The sequence below is a fragment of the Vibrio sp. J502 genome, assembly GCF_025397955.1.
GTDB classification, from domain to species: domain Bacteria; phylum Pseudomonadota; class Gammaproteobacteria; order Enterobacterales; family Vibrionaceae; genus Vibrio; species Vibrio anguillarum.
Map to the genome: position 1 here is coordinate 2786117 of NZ_CP104554.1, position 17158 is coordinate 2803274.

Below are 17158 nucleotides of genomic sequence, written 5' to 3' on the forward strand. Positions count from 1 at the left end.
GCTATTGATCCAAAAATGCAGTTAGAGGGCTGGATGCGATAGCATGATGAACCTGAGTTGCAAGCCCAGCCTCATAAGCCATTCGACCCGACTCTACCGCCAACTTAAATGCCAACGCCATTTGTATCGGATCGCGCGCGGCCGCAATTGCGGTGTTAACTAAGACAGCATCCGCGCCCAATTCCATCGCAAAAGCCGCATGCGAAGGCGCGCCAATACCGGCATCAATAATCACGGGGACACGAGCTTGGCTGATGATGATTTCTAAAAAATCTCGTGAGACCAGCCCCTTATTCGATCCAATTGGCGCACCTAATGGCATTACGGCCGCGCACCCCACTTCCTCTAAACGCTTACACAACACGGGGTCAGCATGGCAATAAGGTAATACGATAAATCCATCTTTCACTAATTGTTCCGCTGCCTTTAACGTTTCGATAGGGTCAGGCATCAGATACTTAGGATCGGGATGAATTTCTAGCTTCAGCCAAGATGTCGATAACGCTTCACGCGCTAAATGGGCAGCAAAAATCGCATCATTCGCATTTTTCGCACCCGATGTATTGGGTAAGAGATTGACGCCTGACTCGATAAGTGGCGCTAAAATATCATCATTTAATTGGTTAAGATCGACTCGCTTTAATGCCATCGTCGCCATTTGTGAACCAGATATGGCAATAGCTTTTGTCATTAACTCTCGGTTGGCAAATTTCCCCGTACCAGTGAACAGGCGAGATTCAAACTGTTTATTCGCTATCGTTAACATTTAGCCTCCTGCAATGGCTTGAAACAGCGATATTTGATCGCCTTCACTTAATAGGGTCGTTGACCACGCACTACGTGGCACCACGCTCTGATTCAGGGCAAACACACAACCGGTAATAGCGATAGAAAGCAGTTTGGTGAGATCCGCAATACTGGTTCCCGCTGAAACTTGATGAAACTGCTGATTAATCTTGATCGTTATATCTGACATGTGGCTTCTCCCTTCATCTGATCAGTCTGTGGGTACCCACACACCTTACACTGAGGATCTTTAACAACATTTAAGGTTTGGAATTGAAACAAATGAGCATCAAACAGTGTCAGTTGGTTAGCATTACGCATCGTCTGTCGAGTCAATATCATGATGGCTTGCAAAGCTTGCAGGGTTCCGATGATTCCGACGACAGGCCCCAGAATACCGAATTCATTACAACGCTGCGCGGCAGGCAGTTCGCTATCAGGCACTAAACAGTGATAACAAGGTGACAACGGCAGTTGATCAAAAGCAATGACTTGCCCCTTCCATCCAATAGCCGAACCTGAAATCAATGGCTTAATTAGTTTACGGCACAACTGGTTAATTTGCTGACGGCTGTGGATGTTATCCGTGCAGTCAAGAACGACATCAGCATTCAGCACTTCCAGTTCGAGCTGAGTACCAATAAGGCGTTTAGATATCGCTCTTACTCTGCAATTAACGTTGATGGCTTTAATTTGTTCTGCCATCGCATCGACTTTGGTTTGACCAATTTGCCTCTCTCGGTAGATCACCTGCCGAGGTAAGTTGCTGCTTTCAACTCGGTCATCATCCACTATTACCAGTTGTCCAATACCAGCACTCGCCAAATACAAAACGGCCGCAGACCCTAAACCACCACAACCAATAACCAGCACTCGGCTATCAAGTAAAGATTGCTGTCCATTCTCACCTATTTCAGGGAGCGCAAGTTGTCTTTGATAACGGATAAATTGCGCATCAGAAAGCATAATCACATACCTCCTCAGCACTACTTGGTAATCGGTTTTGTATGATTCGATTGAAACTATCAATGACCAACTGAGGTGATTTTGCTTCTGTTACTGCACGTACAACGGCCAAGCCTGATACATCGCACTGCCAAACTTGCAATGCGTTCTCTAGGTTAATTCCGCCAATTGCAACTGTGGGTATTTTTGCACTTACAACTTCATCTGAGTTGGCGGCACAACTTAAACTCTCAATTAGCAGCTGGTAAATTTTCAACCTAACAAGCCCCTGTGGCTTAGAGGGCATAATTTTGGTGGTGGTTGGGAATATGTGACCCAAAGCGATATAGCTGGGATCTAGTGAAGCGATGTTCAGAATCTCATAATAGCCGTGAGTTGAAATGCCTAAACAGATCCCAGCTTGAGCAATTTGTGCTAAATCTGCATTGGTGAGATCTTCTTGTCCAAGATGAATGCCAAAAGCACCATGCTTTATCGCAAGCTGCCAATGATCATTAATAAAAACCTGTGCTTGATAGGCTTGTCCAAGCTCAATAGCGGCGATAATTTGTGATTCGAGATCAGGATGTGTTGAATCTTTTATTCGCAGTTGGATTGTCTTTACATCAAACTTCAATAACCGCTCGACCCACTCAGCGCTATCCACAACAGGGTAAAGGCCAATATTTTTGTCTATCTTTGGAAAATAGATATGATTTTGTTTATCGTCAGCAAAGATGCCAGCTACTGAATGTTGTAGCTGAGGAAAATATCGGCTATCCGTTGGCCATGTTTCACGTGAAACACTCATTGCCGCGCGAGCAACCACTAAAGCATCCTCTAGTGGAAAGTCGAGACACAACAATGATAGAACCCAAGCAAAGTGCTCACTCTTTGCATCAGCAGCATGAGCATTCGTAGAATATCTTATACGACGCAGCTCTTCTCCGTGATACCACTCATCAACATAGTCGTGTGAGTCAGCAGCTGTAAGCCCTATCTTGACCAAACAAGTTTCTCGTTTCTGGGAGTGCTCAAATGGCATTTGAGCGCAAAAATTGACTTGGTATTGCAAGAATAAATTGGGCTTATCAGTTAAAACACTTAGCGCATCTTCGCACGAGGCTAAGCAATCGCTGCCAATCAAAGATGAGTATGAAGGCGTTACTAATTGACAATATAAAGTTGGGCTGGCACCCAAAAAAATATCATCGATATCAAAACCATGATGCTTGGCCAATAGCAAAACCTGTTGTACTTGAGCAGTCAACGCAATGTCATCACGGGGGATAAGTAATTGAATCATCTAATTACTCCTCGCTAACGACTGACCGTTGACTAACAGCAGGATGATAAAGCTCTGATCCTGAGGCTTTAAACTCTTGCGATTTCTGTCTCATGCCTTGTAACGGGTCATCTAGCAGCGTAACGGAAATGAGCGCATCAGCAGCAACTTGCTTGGTATCTAGCGCATACTCTCGAACCTCTTGAGAGATTTTCATCGAGCAGAATTTCGGCCCGCACATTGAGCAAAAATGCGCGACTTTACCAGACTCTTGCGGAAGAGTTTCATCGTGAAAAGCACGCGCCGTAACTGGGTCTAATGCAAGATTAAATTGGTCTTCCCAACGAAACTCAAAACGTGCTTTCGATAACGCATTATCGCGCACTTGTGCTCCCGGGTGCCCTTTCGCAAGGTCTGCAGCATGTGCTGCCAATTTATAAGTAATTAAACCCGTTTTAACATCTTCTTTGTTTGGTAAACCAAGGTGCTCTTTCGGTGTTACATAGCAAAGCATCGCGCAACCATACCAGCCAATCATCGCAGCGCCAATGCCGGAAGTGATGTGATCATATCCCGGAGCAATATCGGTAGTTAATGGGCCCAAGGTATAGAATGGCGCTTCATGGCAATGCTTTAATTGTTCATCCATATTCTCTTTAATCAAATGCATGGGGATATGGCCAGGGCCTTCAATAATGACCTGTACATCATATTCCCACGCTATTTTGGTCAATTCACCTAAAGTGCGCAGCTCTGCAAATTGTGCTTCATCGTTAGCATCGGCAATGGATCCTGGCCGTAGTCCATCCCCTAAGGAAAGGGCGACGTCATACTTGGCGCAAATTTCACAAATTTCACGGAAATGAGTGTAAAGAAAACTCTCGGTATGATGGGCTAAACACCATTTAGCGATAATAGAGCCGCCACGCGAAACGATGCCAGTAACACGTTTCGCGGTCATTGGCACATAACGAAGCAATAAACCAGCATGAATTGTAAAGTAATCAACACCTTGCTCCGCTTGCTCAAGTAAGGTATCGCGCATTACTTCCCATGATAAATCCTCCGCAATACCATTTACTTTTTCCAATGCTTGATACATAGGCACAGTGCCAATCGGTACGGGGCTATTACGCAAAATCCATTCTCGAGTTTCGTGAATATTGCGCCCAGTAGAGAGATCCATCACGGTATCCCCACCCCAGCGGGTTGCCCATACCAATTTTTCAACCTCTTCTTCAATTGATGAAGAGACAGATGAGTTACCGATATTCGCATTCACTTTGACGAGAAAATTACGACCAATGATCATCGGCTCTGATTCAGGATGGTTAATATTCGACGGGATAATGGCTCGTCCTTCGGCAACCTCACGACGCACAAACTCAGGAGTTATTTGCTTTGGTAGATTAGCCCCCAAATGAATCCCTGCATGTTGCTGGCTCAGCTGTGCATCCATACACTCTCCACGTCGCGTATTTTCGCGAATGGCAATGTATTCCATTTCGGGTGTGATAACACCTTGCCGCGCATAATGAAGTTGAGTAACGCACTTCCCTTTCTTTGCTCGGCGTATAGCTGGTAAGTTCCCATAACGTAGTTCGTCCAATGTATCATCAGATAAACGTTCTTTAGTGTAAGCAGAACTGACCTCATCAAGCCACTCGGTATCATCCCGATCAGCGATCCATTTATCCCTTAATTTAGGCAAACCCTGATATAAGTCGATAGTATGAGATGGGTCGGTATAGACACCTGAAGTGTCATAAACGCATATAGATTCATTCGGTTGATAAATCTGTGAGGACTTTGTGCCTCCGACCAAGCTGTCAGATAGTTTAATCTCACGCATTGGCACGCGGATATCCGAACGTGAACCAGTAATATAGATTTTAGAGGAATTTGGGTAGGGTTCGACAGACAATGTGTCAATGAATTGTTTGGCTTTCAGTCTCGCTTGTTTGCGACTCGACATAGCATCTTCCTTTTTTGTACTAGGGATAAATGCTTGACGGATTAATGCACAAGAGTTGATCAAAATAGAATTTTGATCTTAAGGACATAACGCTAGATAGATCACTAGCAGGTTATATTCTCTTGTTCCCTTCGCAGGTATTAGCCTGATCAGGTTCAACGGATCCCGAAAATACGGTCTCAGCCTTATGGCACTCCGACAAGTTGAATCACGATTATAGGGAAAGACTATCCATTAACCAAGATGAAATTGTAATTTCGTTAACTTTTCATCAACAACTGGAAACCTATCCAAGCCGCTGAGATACTTAGCACCACGTTTAATAAGACATTAACACCCATTTTCAGAAAGGCTCCTTGCTGCATCAGCAATACATTATCCATTGAGAATGTAGAAAATGTGGTTAATGCACCCAAGAAACCCAAACCAATAATCTGGCGCCATGGCTCAGTTGCAAGTAATTCACTCTCAAAAGCAGCGATCAACAATCCCATAATAAATGAGCCGACAACGTTGACCATCAGCGTTCCATAAGGGAATCCACGCCCTAATAACTGAACACTTAGCTCGGTAACCAAATAACGAGCGCACGCACCAAATGCACCACCTAATGCAATAAAACCTAAAATAGACAGCTGTCCCATAACGAATTCCTAAAAGTAACCGTCGTTATTTTAACCGCTAAGCATAATAAATCGAACCTAATTACTAAAATAATCAAGGAAAGTTATGCTGATAATCTAGTGCTTTTAAAAAGTTACATCCGTCACTTACTGAGTAAATGGATAAGCTAAACCGCTCTTAATGCCAATTGAAGTAACAATATGATCTAATTAAGGCTATTTCACGCTCGGGATCGCTTTCTTGGATACAGCTTGAGTACAGAGAGCTGGCCACAAAAATGTGCCGAAGGGATGAGGTAAACGGAATTAGTTAATTTTTCGGATTGCTATCTATAGAGGAAGTGAACAGATAGCAAAAAGCCTCAGCATTTCTGCGGAGGCTTGATAGATGGCAGGGGTGGAGAGATTCGAACTCCCAACACGCGGATTTGGAATCCGCTGCTCTGCCAGTTGGAGCTACACCCCTAAAACTTTATCTTACTCATTGAAGAAAACCTCAACATGACTGCTGAGGCACTTAATAAGTGGCGGAGCGGACGGGACTCGAACCCGCGACCCCCGGCGTGACAGGCCGGTATTCTAACCAACTGAACTACCGCTCCGCAGCGTGTCTGGTTAGACAATATTCAAAGCCTGGCGATGTCCTACTCTCACATGGGGAGACCCCACACTACCATCGGCGCTGTTGTGTTTCACTTCTGAGTTCGGCATGGAATCAGGTGGGTCCACAACGCTATGGTCGCCAAGAAAATTTCTTAATTCGGAAAGCTGTTTCGTTCTCATTCACACATTCAATGTTCTTCCATTGAGCCCACAAAACCCCTTCGGTGTTGTATGGTTAAGCCTCACGGGCAATTAGTATTGGTTAGCTCAACGCCTCGCAGCGCTTACACACCCAACCTATCAACGTTCTAGTCTCGAACAACCCTTTAGGACACTTAAAGTGCCAGGGAAGACTCATCTCAGGGCTCGCTTCGCGCTTAGATGCTTTCAGCGCTTATCAATTCCGAACTTAGCTACCGGGCAATGCCATTGGCATGACAACCCGAACACCAGCGGTTCGTCCACTCCGGTCCTCTCGTACTAGGAGCAGCCCCCTTCAATCTTCCAACGCCCACGGCAGATAGGGACCGAACTGTCTCACGACGTTCTAAACCCAGCTCGCGTACCACTTTAAATGGCGAACAGCCATACCCTTGGGACCGACTTCAGCCCCAGGATGTGATGAGCCGACATCGAGGTGCCAAACACCGCCGTCGATATGAACTCTTGGGCGGTATCAGCCTGTTATCCCCGGAGTACCTTTTATCCGTTGAGCGATGGCCCTTCCATTCAGAACCACCGGATCACTATGACCTACTTTCGTACCTGCTCGAACCGTCATTCTCGCAGTTAAGCGGGCTTATGCCATTGCACTAACCTCACGATGTCCAACCGTGATTAGCCCACCTTCGTGCTCCTCCGTTACTCTTTGGGAGGAGACCGCCCCAGTCAAACTACCCACCAGGCACTGTCCGCAACCCCGATGAGGGGCCTACGTTAGAACATCAAAACGACAAGGGTGGTATTTCAAGGTCGACTCCACGCAATCTAGCGACTGCGCTTCTAAGTCTCCCACCTATCCTACACATGTAGGTTCAATGTTCAGTGCCAAGCTGTAGTAAAGGTTCACGGGGTCTTTCCGTCTAGCCGCGGGTACACTGCATCTTCACAGCGATTTCAATTTCACTGAGTCTCGGGTGGAGACAGCGTGGCCATCATTACGCCATTCGTGCAGGTCGGAACTTACCCGACAAGGAATTTCGCTACCTTAGGACCGTTATAGTTACGGCCGCCGTTTACCGGGGCTTCGATCAAGAGCTTCGACCTAAGTCTAACCCCATCAATTAACCTTCCGGCACCGGGCAGGCGTCACACCGTATACGTCATCTTGCGATTTTGCACAGTGCTGTGTTTTTAATAAACAGTTGCAGCCACCTGGTATCTGCGACTCTCGTCAGCTCCATCCGCGAGGGACTTCACCAATAAGAGCGTACCTTCTCCCGAAGTTACGGTACCATTTTGCCTAGTTCCTTCACCCGAGTTCTCTCAAGCGCCTTGGTATTCTCTACCCGACCACCTGTGTCGGTTTGGGGTACGATTGCTTATAATCTGAAGCTTAGAGGCTTTTCCTGGAAGCAGGGCATCAATGACTTCACTGCCGTAGCAGCTCGACGTCGTGTCTCAGCCTAACAAGAAACCGGATTTACCTAGTCTCTTAGCCTACGCACTTGAACCAGGACAACCGTCGCCTGGCCCACCTAGCCTTCTCCGTCCCCCCATCGCAATTATAAGCAGTACGGGAATATTAACCCGTTTCCCATCGACTACGCTTTTCAGCCTCGCCTTAGGGGTCGACTTACCCTGCCCCGATTAACGTTGGACAGGAACCCTTGGTCTTCCGGCGGGGAGGTTTTTCACCCCCCTTATCGTTACTCATGTCAGCATTCGCACTTCTGATACCTCCAGCATGCTTTACAACACACCTTCAACGGCTTACAGAACGCTCCCCTACCCAATACAGTAAACTGTATTGCCGCAGCTTCGGTTTACTACTTAGCCCCGTTACATCTTCCGCGCAGGCCGACTCGACCAGTGAGCTATTACGCTTTCTTTAAATGATGGCTGCTTCTAAGCCAACATCCTGGCTGTCTGAGCCTTCCCACATCGTTTCCCACTTAGTAGTAATTTGGGACCTTAGCTGGCGGTCTGGGTTGTTTCCCTCTCCACGACGGACGTTAGCACCCGCCGTGTGTCTCCCGGATAGTACTTACTGGTATTCGGAGTTTGCAAAGGGTTGGTAAGTCGGGATGACCCCCTAGCCTTAACAGTGCTCTACCCCCAGTAGTATTCGTCCGAGGCGCTACCTAAATAGCTTTCGGGGAGAACCAGCTATCTCCGAGTTTGATTGGCCTTTCACCCCTAGCCACAAGTCATCCGCTAATTTTTCAACATTAGTCGGTTCGGTCCTCCAGTTGATGTTACTCAACCTTCAACCTGCCCATGGCTAGATCACCCGGTTTCGGGTCTATATCCAGAGACTGAAGCGCCCAGTTAAGACTCGGTTTCCCTACGGCTCCCCTATTCGGTTAACCTTGCCACTGAATATAAGTCGCTGACCCATTATACAAAAGGTACGCAGTCACACCACGAAGGTGCTCCTACTGCTTGTACGTACACGGTTTCAGGTTCTATTTCACTCCCCTCACAGGGGTTCTTTTCGCCTTTCCCTCACGGTACTGGTTCACTATCGGTCAGTCAGTAGTATTTAGCCTTGGAGGATGGTCCCCCCATGTTCAGACAGGATAACACGTGTCCCGCCTTACTCGATTTCACTTATAATGATGGAACAGTTACGGGGCTATCACCCTTTATTGCGCCACTTTCCAGAGGCTTCACCTGCATCATTAAAAGCTTAAGGGCTAGTCCAATTTCGCTCGCCGCTACTTTCGGAATCTCTGTTGATTTCTTCTCCTCGGGGTACTTAGATGTTTCAGTTCCCCCGGTTTGCCTCCTTACCCTATGTATTCAGGTAAGGATACGTGCTTATGCACGTGGGTTTCCCCATTCGGAAATCGTAGACTCAAGTGGCTGTTACTGCCTAATCTACGCTTATCGCAAGTTACTACGTCCTTCATCGCCTCTGACTGCCAAGGCATCCACCGTGTACGCTTAGTCACTTAACCATACAACCCGAAGAAGTTTCGTGTTGTAGACAAGTCACCAAGGTTGTCTCTCATTATTTGAATGAGCGAGAGACGTTTGATTTTGCCGGACTCAATTTTGAAAACTTACCGAAGTAAGCTTTCCCAAGAACACTTGAATGTGTTTGGTATCAATACGTTAAACGCATTGATGTTGAGAACTTTTATTTGATAACAACAAACACGTCTGTTGTTATCAGTCAGCTTTCCAAATTGTTAAAGAGCGAGTGGTATTCCTAACGGAATGAATCACTTTCTAATGACTTTCAGAGTCAAACAGACCAACCAGTTCAATTACTTAATCTGGTTTGGCAATGTGCATCCAAAAATCCTTAGAGAGTGGTGGGCGATACCGGGTTCGAACCAGTGACCCCCTGCTTGTAAGGCAGGTGCTCTCCCAACTGAGCTAATCGCCCACATGTTTTTCACATTTCTTGTGGAAGAAATGGTGGGTCGTGCAGGATTCGAACCTGCGACCAATTGATTAAAAGTCAACTGCTCTACCAACTGAGCTAACGACCCCTTTACTTCACAACGGAAGTGGTATCCCGTAGGGGAGTCGAACCCCTGTTACCGCCGTGAAAGGGCGGTGTCCTAGGCCTCTAGACGAACGGGACACTAAGTAAGAATGTTTGGGAACATCCTCGTCTCTTAAACTGTATAAACCATCAATCTGTGTGGACACTCATCAGTGTAATCTTCGTATAAGGAGGTGATCCAGCGCCAGGTTCCCCTAGCGCTACCTTGTTACGACTTCACCCCAGTCATGAACCACAAAGTGGTGAGCGTCCTCCCCGAAAGGTCAAACTACCCACTTCTTTTGCAGCCCACTCCCATGGTGTGACGGGCGGTGTGTACAAGGCCCGGGAACGTATTCACCGTAGCATTCTGATCTACGATTACTAGCGATTCCGACTTCATGGAGTCGAGTTGCAGACTCCAATCCGGACTACGACGCACTTTTTGGGATTCGCTCACTATCGCTAGCTTGCTGCCCTCTGTATGCGCCATTGTAGCACGTGTGTAGCCCTACTCGTAAGGGCCATGATGACTTGACGTCGTCCCCACCTTCCTCCGGTTTATCACCGGCAGTCTCCCTGGAGTTCCCGACATTACTCGCTGGCAAACAAGGATAAGGGTTGCGCTCGTTGCGGGACTTAACCCAACATTTCACAACACGAGCTGACGACAGCCATGCAGCACCTGTCTCAGAGTTCCCGAAGGCACACCTGCGTCTCCGCTGGCTTCTCTGGATGTCAAGAGTAGGTAAGGTTCTTCGCGTTGCATCGAATTAAACCACATGCTCCACCGCTTGTGCGGGCCCCCGTCAATTCATTTGAGTTTTAATCTTGCGACCGTACTCCCCAGGCGGTCTACTTAACGCGTTAGCTCCGAAAGCCACGGCTCAAGGCCACAACCTCCAAGTAGACATCGTTTACGGCGTGGACTACCAGGGTATCTAATCCTGTTTGCTCCCCACGCTTTCGCATCTGAGTGTCAGTATCTGTCCAGGGGGCCGCCTTCGCCACCGGTATTCCTTCAGATCTCTACGCATTTCACCGCTACACCTGAAATTCTACCCCCCTCTACAGTACTCTAGTGAACCAGTTTCAAATGCGGTTCCGAGGTTGAGCCCCGGGCTTTCACATCTGACTTAATCCACCACCTGCATGCGCTTTACGCCCAGTAATTCCGATTAACGCTCGCACCCTCCGTATTACCGCGGCTGCTGGCACGGAGTTAGCCGGTGCTTCTTCTGTCGCTAACGTCAAATGATGCTGCTATTAACAACACCACCTTCCTCACGACTGAAAGTACTTTACAACCCGAAGGCCTTCTTCATACACGCGGCATGGCTGCATCAGGCTTGCGCCCATTGTGCAATATTCCCCACTGCTGCCTCCCGTAGGAGTCTGGACCGTGTCTCAGTTCCAGTGTGGCTGATCATCCTCTCAGACCAGCTAGGGATCGTCGCCTTGGTGAGCCATTACCTCACCAACTAGCTAATCCCACCTAGGCATATCCTGACGCGAGAGGCCCGAAGGTCCCCCTCTTTGGCCCGTAGGCATCATGCGGTATTAGCCATCGTTTCCAATGGTTATCCCCCACATCAGGGCAATTTCCTAGGCATTACTCACCCGTCCGCCGCTCGCCACCTAAGGAACAAGTTCCTCTGTGCTGCCGCTCGACTTGCATGTGTTAGGCCTGCCGCCAGCGTTCAATCTGAGCCATGATCAAACTCTTCAATTAAAGTTTTGTTGGTCCTAAGACCGGCTCAATGAATACTGACTTCAAAACTGCTCTTACTCGAAAGTAAAAAAGTAATTTTAAAGCTATTGTTGTTCCAACAGAACAACAATGAATTGACTGTGCCAAAATCAAGTAAACTTGATTCTGATTGGTCACTCAGTTCATTGATAAATCTTTTTTGATTATCATCAACGAGTGCCCACACAGATTAATAGGTTTATATTGTTAAAGAGCGTTCCTCTCCGGCTTGCCGAGGCTTCCTTTGAAGAGGCGGCCATTCTAGCGAGATAATGAAAAGTGTCAAACACTTTATTAAATTATTTCGTCTTACCGATTTGACCTACTGATTGGCTGGCTAATTGGGCTTGAACCCTTACTGGCTGTGCCGTGTCAGTGAGGCGGCATTATAGAGATCGCCGTCACGTTGGCAACCCCTTTTTGCTGTTTTTTTTGATTTTCTATTTGTTCGAACAGAAAAAAGCCAAAAGACGCTAAAAATCGACTTTTTATTTACAATTTTTTAAAGTTATCACTAAAAAGAGATACTTTTTGCCAGTTTGTGTACTCAACTTCTTTTGAGGTGTCAGTTTCACCGCCAGTCAATGACATGATGAAACGAATCATCACCTTATCGAAAAAGTGATAACGTGGATAGTAAAGAGCACCAGCGAAAACTCCGATTAGCTTGGGTTGCCATGCTGATTTACTGAGAAAGGTTTTAATATAGACACTTCCTTCTGGAGTATCTTTACCCTGCGCTTCTTTTCTTGCAGTTAAGTTGACACAAAAGAACGCCGCTTTAGCGAGTGCTAATTGCTCGGCATGTTTTTCTATAAATTGATAAAGCTTTTTATTTAAATGTCCGTAGCGAATAGAAGCACCAATTAAGACTCGATCGTAAAGAGCTAAATCAATATCCTCAATTTGATGTAAATCGGCAAGTTCGCAATCAAACTCAGAAAGTTCCTCTTTTATATAGTTAAGAATTTTCTTGGTTTGACCTTCACGGGAAGAATAGAGAAAAAGAGCTTTTTGCACGGGATATCCTTAACTGCGCCAAAACGTAGGGGTAAGCAGTATTAATAGTGTAAAAATTTCTAAGCGACCAAAGAGCATCGAAACAACCAATACCCATTTTGCACTGTCATTAACATCCGCAAAGTGTACGGAGACTTGACCCAATCCAGGCCCTAAGTTATTCAATGTTGCAGCGACGGCAGAAAATGCACTCAGTTCATCCATTCCTGTTGCGATCAATGCCAACATACACGCCACGAAGACCAGTGCGTACGCTGAGAAAAATCCCCAAACCGCGTCAACAACTCGCTGTGAAAGAGCACTTCCGCCCACCTTAATCGTATACACGGCTCTTGGGTGGATAAGGCGTTTCATCTCACGAGCACCTTGTAAGGTAAGTAATAAGATACGGATCACTTTCATGCCACCGCCCGTAGAGCCAGCACACCCACCTATAAATGAAGAAAACAGCAATAATACAGGTAAGAATAACGGCCAATCTGCAAAACCTGTTGTGGTAAAGCCTGCCGTCGTCGAAATGGATACCGTTTGAAATAGCGCCTGATCAAAAGCGTCATAAAAAGAGTCGTAAGAATGGTGTTTGAGTAAAATCGAAAAGCAAACCGCAAACAAAATGACTTGTATAAGAGCAAAAGCTCTAAACTCTGGATCTTTAAGGTAATATTTTGGATGAACACCACCTGTCGCAAACGCCGCGTAATGGAGCGTAAAATTACAGGCTGAAATGAGCAAAAAAACAACCGTAATTAAATTGATCGCATAACTGTCAAAATACCCCATGCTTGCATCATGAGTCGAAAACCCACCAATAGCGATCGTAGAGAAGCTATGACAAATCGCATCAAATAGGGTCATCCCTGCTGCCCAAAAAGCAGTCGCGCAGGCAATCGTTAAGCTTAAATAGATGTACCAAAGTGCTTTAGCGGTTTCGGCGATTCTTGGAGTGACTTTAGTATCTTTGACCGGGCCTGGAATTTCTGCTCGATATAACTGCATTCCCCCAATTCCCAATACTGGCAAAATGGCCACCGCTAGAACGATGATCCCCATCCCACCAAACCATTGTAAAAACTGCCGATAGAACAAAATCGCTTTAGGTAATTCATCTAACCCAACAATGACGGTTGCTCCGGTGGTGGTTAATGCTGAAAACGATTCAAAAAACGCATCCGTCACCGATACATTAGGGTTATCCGCTAACCAAAATGGTAATGAACCCGCACTACCGATAACCGTCCAAAACAGTACAACGATCAAAAAACCGTCTCTGGCTTTCAATTCATGTCGATAGCGGCGGTTTGGAAACCAAAAAAAACCGCCACACATCAACAATACAAAAAAGGTCGTGACAAAAGGTACACCTGCACCATCGCGGTACAGCAAAGCCACCAGCGCAGGGGCAAGCATAGAGACACTAAATAGCGCGAGCAAAAGCCCGACGATACGAATAATAGATCGAATTTGCATTGCTTTTTCTGAAGCGAAGCTTCTGACTTCCTAATTATTTTTTATGGCGGTCACTACAGCTTTTGCACCGCTTTTATTAATGATAGTTTGAGTAAAGGCATCAAGATGGCGCAATTCTATCTCAACAAGAAATTTAACCTGTTCTTTATAATCGGCTTCGACTTCTAATGCTTCATACTGCGCGATGATGGATTGAGCAATCGGCACAAAACTGTAGTCTAACGTTAGGGATAATTTTGTGGTGATTTTTTTCTCAATAGTTTGAAGCTGCTTGAGTGCTTGTTGTACTCCGCCACCATAAGCTTTAACTAACCCACCAGTGCCAAGACGAATCCCACCATAATAGCGAGTGACGACGGCCGTTAACTCCCCGACACTCGATCCGGCTAGCTGCGCCAATATCGGTTTGCCCGCCGTCCCTGATGGCTCACCATCATCACTAAAACCCCACAACATCGAATCTTCCGGTCGTCCGGCAACAAAGCCCCAGCAGTTATGTCTGGCGTCGCTATGTTTTGTCTTTATTTGCGCAACGAAGGCTTTGGCAGCATCTACACTCGGAGTATGGGCCAAATAGGTAATAAAGAGGCTTTTTTTGATTTCCTCTTCAAATTGGGTGGGCAACGCTGGAATTAAATAAGGTTGTTCGTTCATGTGAAATCATAGATCGAGCGGATGGCAAGAGTGTAACACGTGCACTTAAAAAAGCAGCGCTGATCTCCATTCGCACTCAATGTTAAACAGTTGTTTAAAAAATGTATTGAAATTAAACAATCCTCAGGTCAAACTAAACCGACTGGTCAAACCAGAACCATTAATACAACAAAAACTCTCACACACGATCTTAAGGTTGTATGTCACGGAGATAGACAATGATTTACCAAGCCAACACCCTACAGGTAAAGGAATTACAAGATGGTATTGCGGAGTTGCGTTTCTGCTCCAAGGAGTCAGTGAACAAACTTGACCTTGCCACTCTTGAATCGCTCAACCATGCACTTGATGCCCTAAAAGCCCACCAAGGACTGAAAGGCCTTATTCTTACTTCCGATAAAGAATCTTTTATTGTCGGGGCTGATATCACTGAGTTTTTAGGTCTCTTTGCTAAACCTGCGCAAGAACTCGACCAATGGCTGCAATTTGCCAATAGCATTTTCAACAAACTAGAAGATCTACCCGTTCCGACACTAGCCGCTTTAACAGGGCACGCGCTAGGCGGTGGATGTGAGTGTGTACTCGCTACCGATTTCCGTATTGGTGACGCGACCACCAGCATAGGATTACCGGAAACAAAGCTTGGTATTATGCCGGGGTTCGGTGGCTGTGTGCGTCTGCCTCGTGTAATTGGTGCCGACAATGCTATGGAAGTGATCACTCAAGGCAAAGCATGTCGTGCTGAGGAAGCCCTTAAAATTGGACTGCTCGATGCGATTGTTGATAGCGACAAACTGCTTGAGTCAGCACTCAAAACCATCACATCGGCCATCAATGAAACCGTTGATTGGAAAATGCGTCGCCAGCAAAAAATGTCCGCGCTGACACTCAGCAAATTAGAAGCCATGATGAGCTTCACCATGGCCAAAGGCTTGGTTGCACAGCATGCCGGACCTCATTATCCAGCGCCAATAACCGCTGTTATTGCAATAGAAGAAGCCGCGCGCTGTAGCCGTGATGAAGCATTGGCCATTGAGCGTAGACACTTCGTTAAGCTCGCTCATTCTGAAGCGGCGAAATCCTTGGTCGGTTTATTCCTCAACGACCAATATATTAAAGCACTGGCAAAAAAAGCGGCTAAATCAGCCAATAAAGAAACCGGACGAGCGGCTGTACTTGGTGCGGGTATCATGGGCGGCGGCATTGCTTATCAATCGGCAGTAAAAGGCGTGCCTGTTTTGATGAAAGATATCGCTCAATCGTCCCTTAATTTAGGTATGACCGAGGCATCTAAGTTACTCAACAAGCAGCTAGAGCGCGGAAAAATTGATGGTTTTAAAATGGCAAGTGTGCTGGCATCGATTACGCCTAGCCTGCATTATGCGGGGATTGAGCAAGCGGATGTGATTGTTGAAGCTGTGGTTGAAAACCCGAAAATCAAAGCCGCGGTACTAAGTGAAGTGGAAGCCCATGTTGGTGAGGATGCGGTTATCACCTCGAACACCTCAACCATTCCAATCAACCTACTGGCCAAATCACTCAAACGTCCAGAAAACTTCTGTGGTATGCACTTTTTTAACCCAGTACATCGTATGCCATTGGTGGAAATTATTCGTGGTGAACACACTTCCGATGAAACCATCAATCGAGTTGTCGCTTACGCGGCCAAAATGGGTAAATCCCCCATCGTGGTCAATGACTGCCCTGGGTTCTTCGTAAACCGCGTACTTTTCCCTTACTTTGGTGGCTTTAGTTTATTACTGCTCGATGGCGCTGATTTCACTCAAATCGATAAAGTGATGGAACGTAAGTTTGGTTGGCCAATGGGCCCTGCTTATCTTCTAGATGTGGTCGGTATTGATACCGCTCACCATGCACAAGCAGTAATGGCACAAGGTTTCCCTGAACGTATGGGCAAACAGGGCCGCGATGCTATTGATGCACTGTTTGACGCCAATAAATATGGCCAGAAAAATGGCAGCGGTTTCTATCAATACACTTTAGATAAGAAAGGCAAACCGAAGAAAACTTTCTCTGAAGAGGTCCTCACTGTTCTTAACGTAGAATGTGGTGATAAACGTACTTTTGACGATCAAACCATCATTGAACGCATGATGATTCCGATGATCAATGAAGTGGCACTCTGTTTAGAAGAGAAGATCATCGCCTCACCCCAAGAAGCTGACATGGCGTTGGTGTACGGCTTGGGGTTCCCTCCTTTTAGAGGCGGCGTATTCCGCTATCTCGATAGTCTTGGCTTACAAAACTACGTTGCAATGGCAAGCCAATACCAAGCATTGGGCGCGATGTATCATGTACCTCAACTGCTGCTTGATATGGCAGAAAAAGGCGAGACCTTCTACGGTACTCAACAAGCAAGTTCTATCTAAGG

The 17158-nt window shown here is 46.4% G+C and carries 10 protein-coding genes, 5 tRNA genes, 3 rRNA genes and 1 riboswitch; of the genes, 1 reads left to right on the forward strand and 17 read right to left on the reverse strand.

All coding sequences use genetic code 11. The features are described from left to right. Nucleotide 1: 1 nt before the first annotated feature. From N5E84_RS13000 to N5E84_RS13080, 17 genes are all read right to left on the reverse strand, one after another. Nucleotides 2–766 (reverse strand): thiazole synthase, encoded by a 765-nt coding sequence (locus N5E84_RS13000; RefSeq protein ID WP_017048428.1) that lies wholly within the window; start codon nucleotides 764–766, stop codon nucleotides 2–4. After that, nucleotides 767–976: a sulfur carrier protein ThiS gene (thiS, locus tag N5E84_RS13005; RefSeq protein WP_017048427.1), complete on the reverse strand. Its 210-nt coding sequence runs from the start codon at nucleotides 974–976 to the stop codon at nucleotides 767–769. It lies immediately after the preceding gene. Beyond that, the gene (locus tag N5E84_RS13010; protein ID WP_019282122.1) at nucleotides 964–1752 is read right to left on the reverse strand and encodes a HesA/MoeB/ThiF family protein; all 789 of its coding nucleotides are present in this window, start codon (nucleotides 1750–1752) and stop codon (nucleotides 964–966) included. Before N5E84_RS13010 ends, thiS begins: the two co-directional genes overlap by 13 nt. Next, entirely contained in the window at nucleotides 1742–3037 is a 1296-nt protein-coding gene (gene thiE, locus N5E84_RS13015; RefSeq protein ID WP_019282121.1) for a thiamine phosphate synthase, read from the reverse strand. The genes N5E84_RS13010 and thiE overlap by 11 nt, the downstream gene beginning before the upstream one ends. A gap of 4 nt (nucleotides 3038–3041) precedes the next feature. Further along, a complete protein-coding gene (thiC, locus tag N5E84_RS13020; protein ID WP_029388211.1) occupies nucleotides 3042–4991 on the reverse strand; it encodes a phosphomethylpyrimidine synthase ThiC in 1950 nt (649 codons plus the stop codon). 109 nt (nucleotides 4992–5100) lie between these two features. Continuing rightward, nucleotides 5101–5199, reverse strand: a riboswitch (TPP riboswitch). A 52-nt stretch (nucleotides 5200–5251) separates the two neighbouring features. After that, nucleotides 5252–5635, reverse strand: coding sequence for a fluoride efflux transporter CrcB (gene crcB / locus N5E84_RS13025; RefSeq protein WP_019282120.1), 384 nt, complete (start codon nucleotides 5633–5635; stop codon nucleotides 5252–5254). Nucleotides 5636–6003: 368 nt separating this feature from the next. Next, nucleotides 6004–6080: transfer RNA gene (locus tag N5E84_RS13030), tRNA-Trp, on the reverse strand. Between the two features lie 59 nt (nucleotides 6081–6139). Further along, a tRNA-Asp gene (locus N5E84_RS13035) sits at nucleotides 6140–6216 on the reverse strand. A gap of 29 nt (nucleotides 6217–6245) precedes the next feature. Beyond that, nucleotides 6246–6361, reverse strand: a 5S ribosomal RNA gene (gene rrf, locus N5E84_RS13040). 87 nt (nucleotides 6362–6448) lie between these two features. Then, a 23S ribosomal RNA gene (locus tag N5E84_RS13045) occupies nucleotides 6449–9339 on the reverse strand. Nucleotides 9340–9697: 358 nt separating this feature from the next. Then, nucleotides 9698–9773, reverse strand: a tRNA-Val gene (locus N5E84_RS13050). Nucleotides 9774–9803: 30 nt separating this feature from the next. Continuing rightward, nucleotides 9804–9879, reverse strand: a tRNA-Lys gene (locus N5E84_RS13055). A 19-nt stretch (nucleotides 9880–9898) separates the two neighbouring features. After that, nucleotides 9899–9974: transfer RNA gene (locus N5E84_RS13060), tRNA-Glu, on the reverse strand. 88 nt (nucleotides 9975–10062) lie between these two features. Then, nucleotides 10063–11607: ribosomal RNA gene (locus N5E84_RS13065) — 16S ribosomal RNA — on the reverse strand. The 16S, 23S and 5S rRNA genes sit together here with 5 tRNA genes alongside, the layout of an rRNA operon. A 510-nt stretch (nucleotides 11608–12117) precedes the next feature. Next, nucleotides 12118–12645 carry a menaquinone-dependent protoporphyrinogen IX dehydrogenase gene (gene hemG / locus N5E84_RS13070; protein WP_013855605.1) on the reverse strand — a complete coding sequence of 176 codons (528 nt, stop codon included), beginning with the start codon at nucleotides 12643–12645 and terminating at the stop codon, nucleotides 12118–12120. Between the two features lie 9 nt (nucleotides 12646–12654). Next, nucleotides 12655–14112, reverse strand: a complete 1458-nt coding sequence (locus N5E84_RS13075; RefSeq protein WP_017046377.1) for a TrkH family potassium uptake protein — start codon at nucleotides 14110–14112, stop codon at nucleotides 12655–12657. Between the two features lie 30 nt (nucleotides 14113–14142). Then, nucleotides 14143–14766, reverse strand: a complete 624-nt coding sequence (locus N5E84_RS13080) for a YigZ family protein (RefSeq protein WP_017044107.1) — start codon at nucleotides 14764–14766, stop codon at nucleotides 14143–14145. A gap of 218 nt (nucleotides 14767–14984) precedes the next feature. On the opposite strand from N5E84_RS13080, the gene fadB reads away from it, so the two are divergent. Beyond that, a complete protein-coding gene (fadB, locus tag N5E84_RS13085; protein ID WP_019281689.1) occupies nucleotides 14985–17156 on the forward strand; it encodes a fatty acid oxidation complex subunit alpha FadB in 2172 nt (723 codons plus the stop codon). Nucleotides 17157–17158 lie beyond the last annotated feature (2 nt).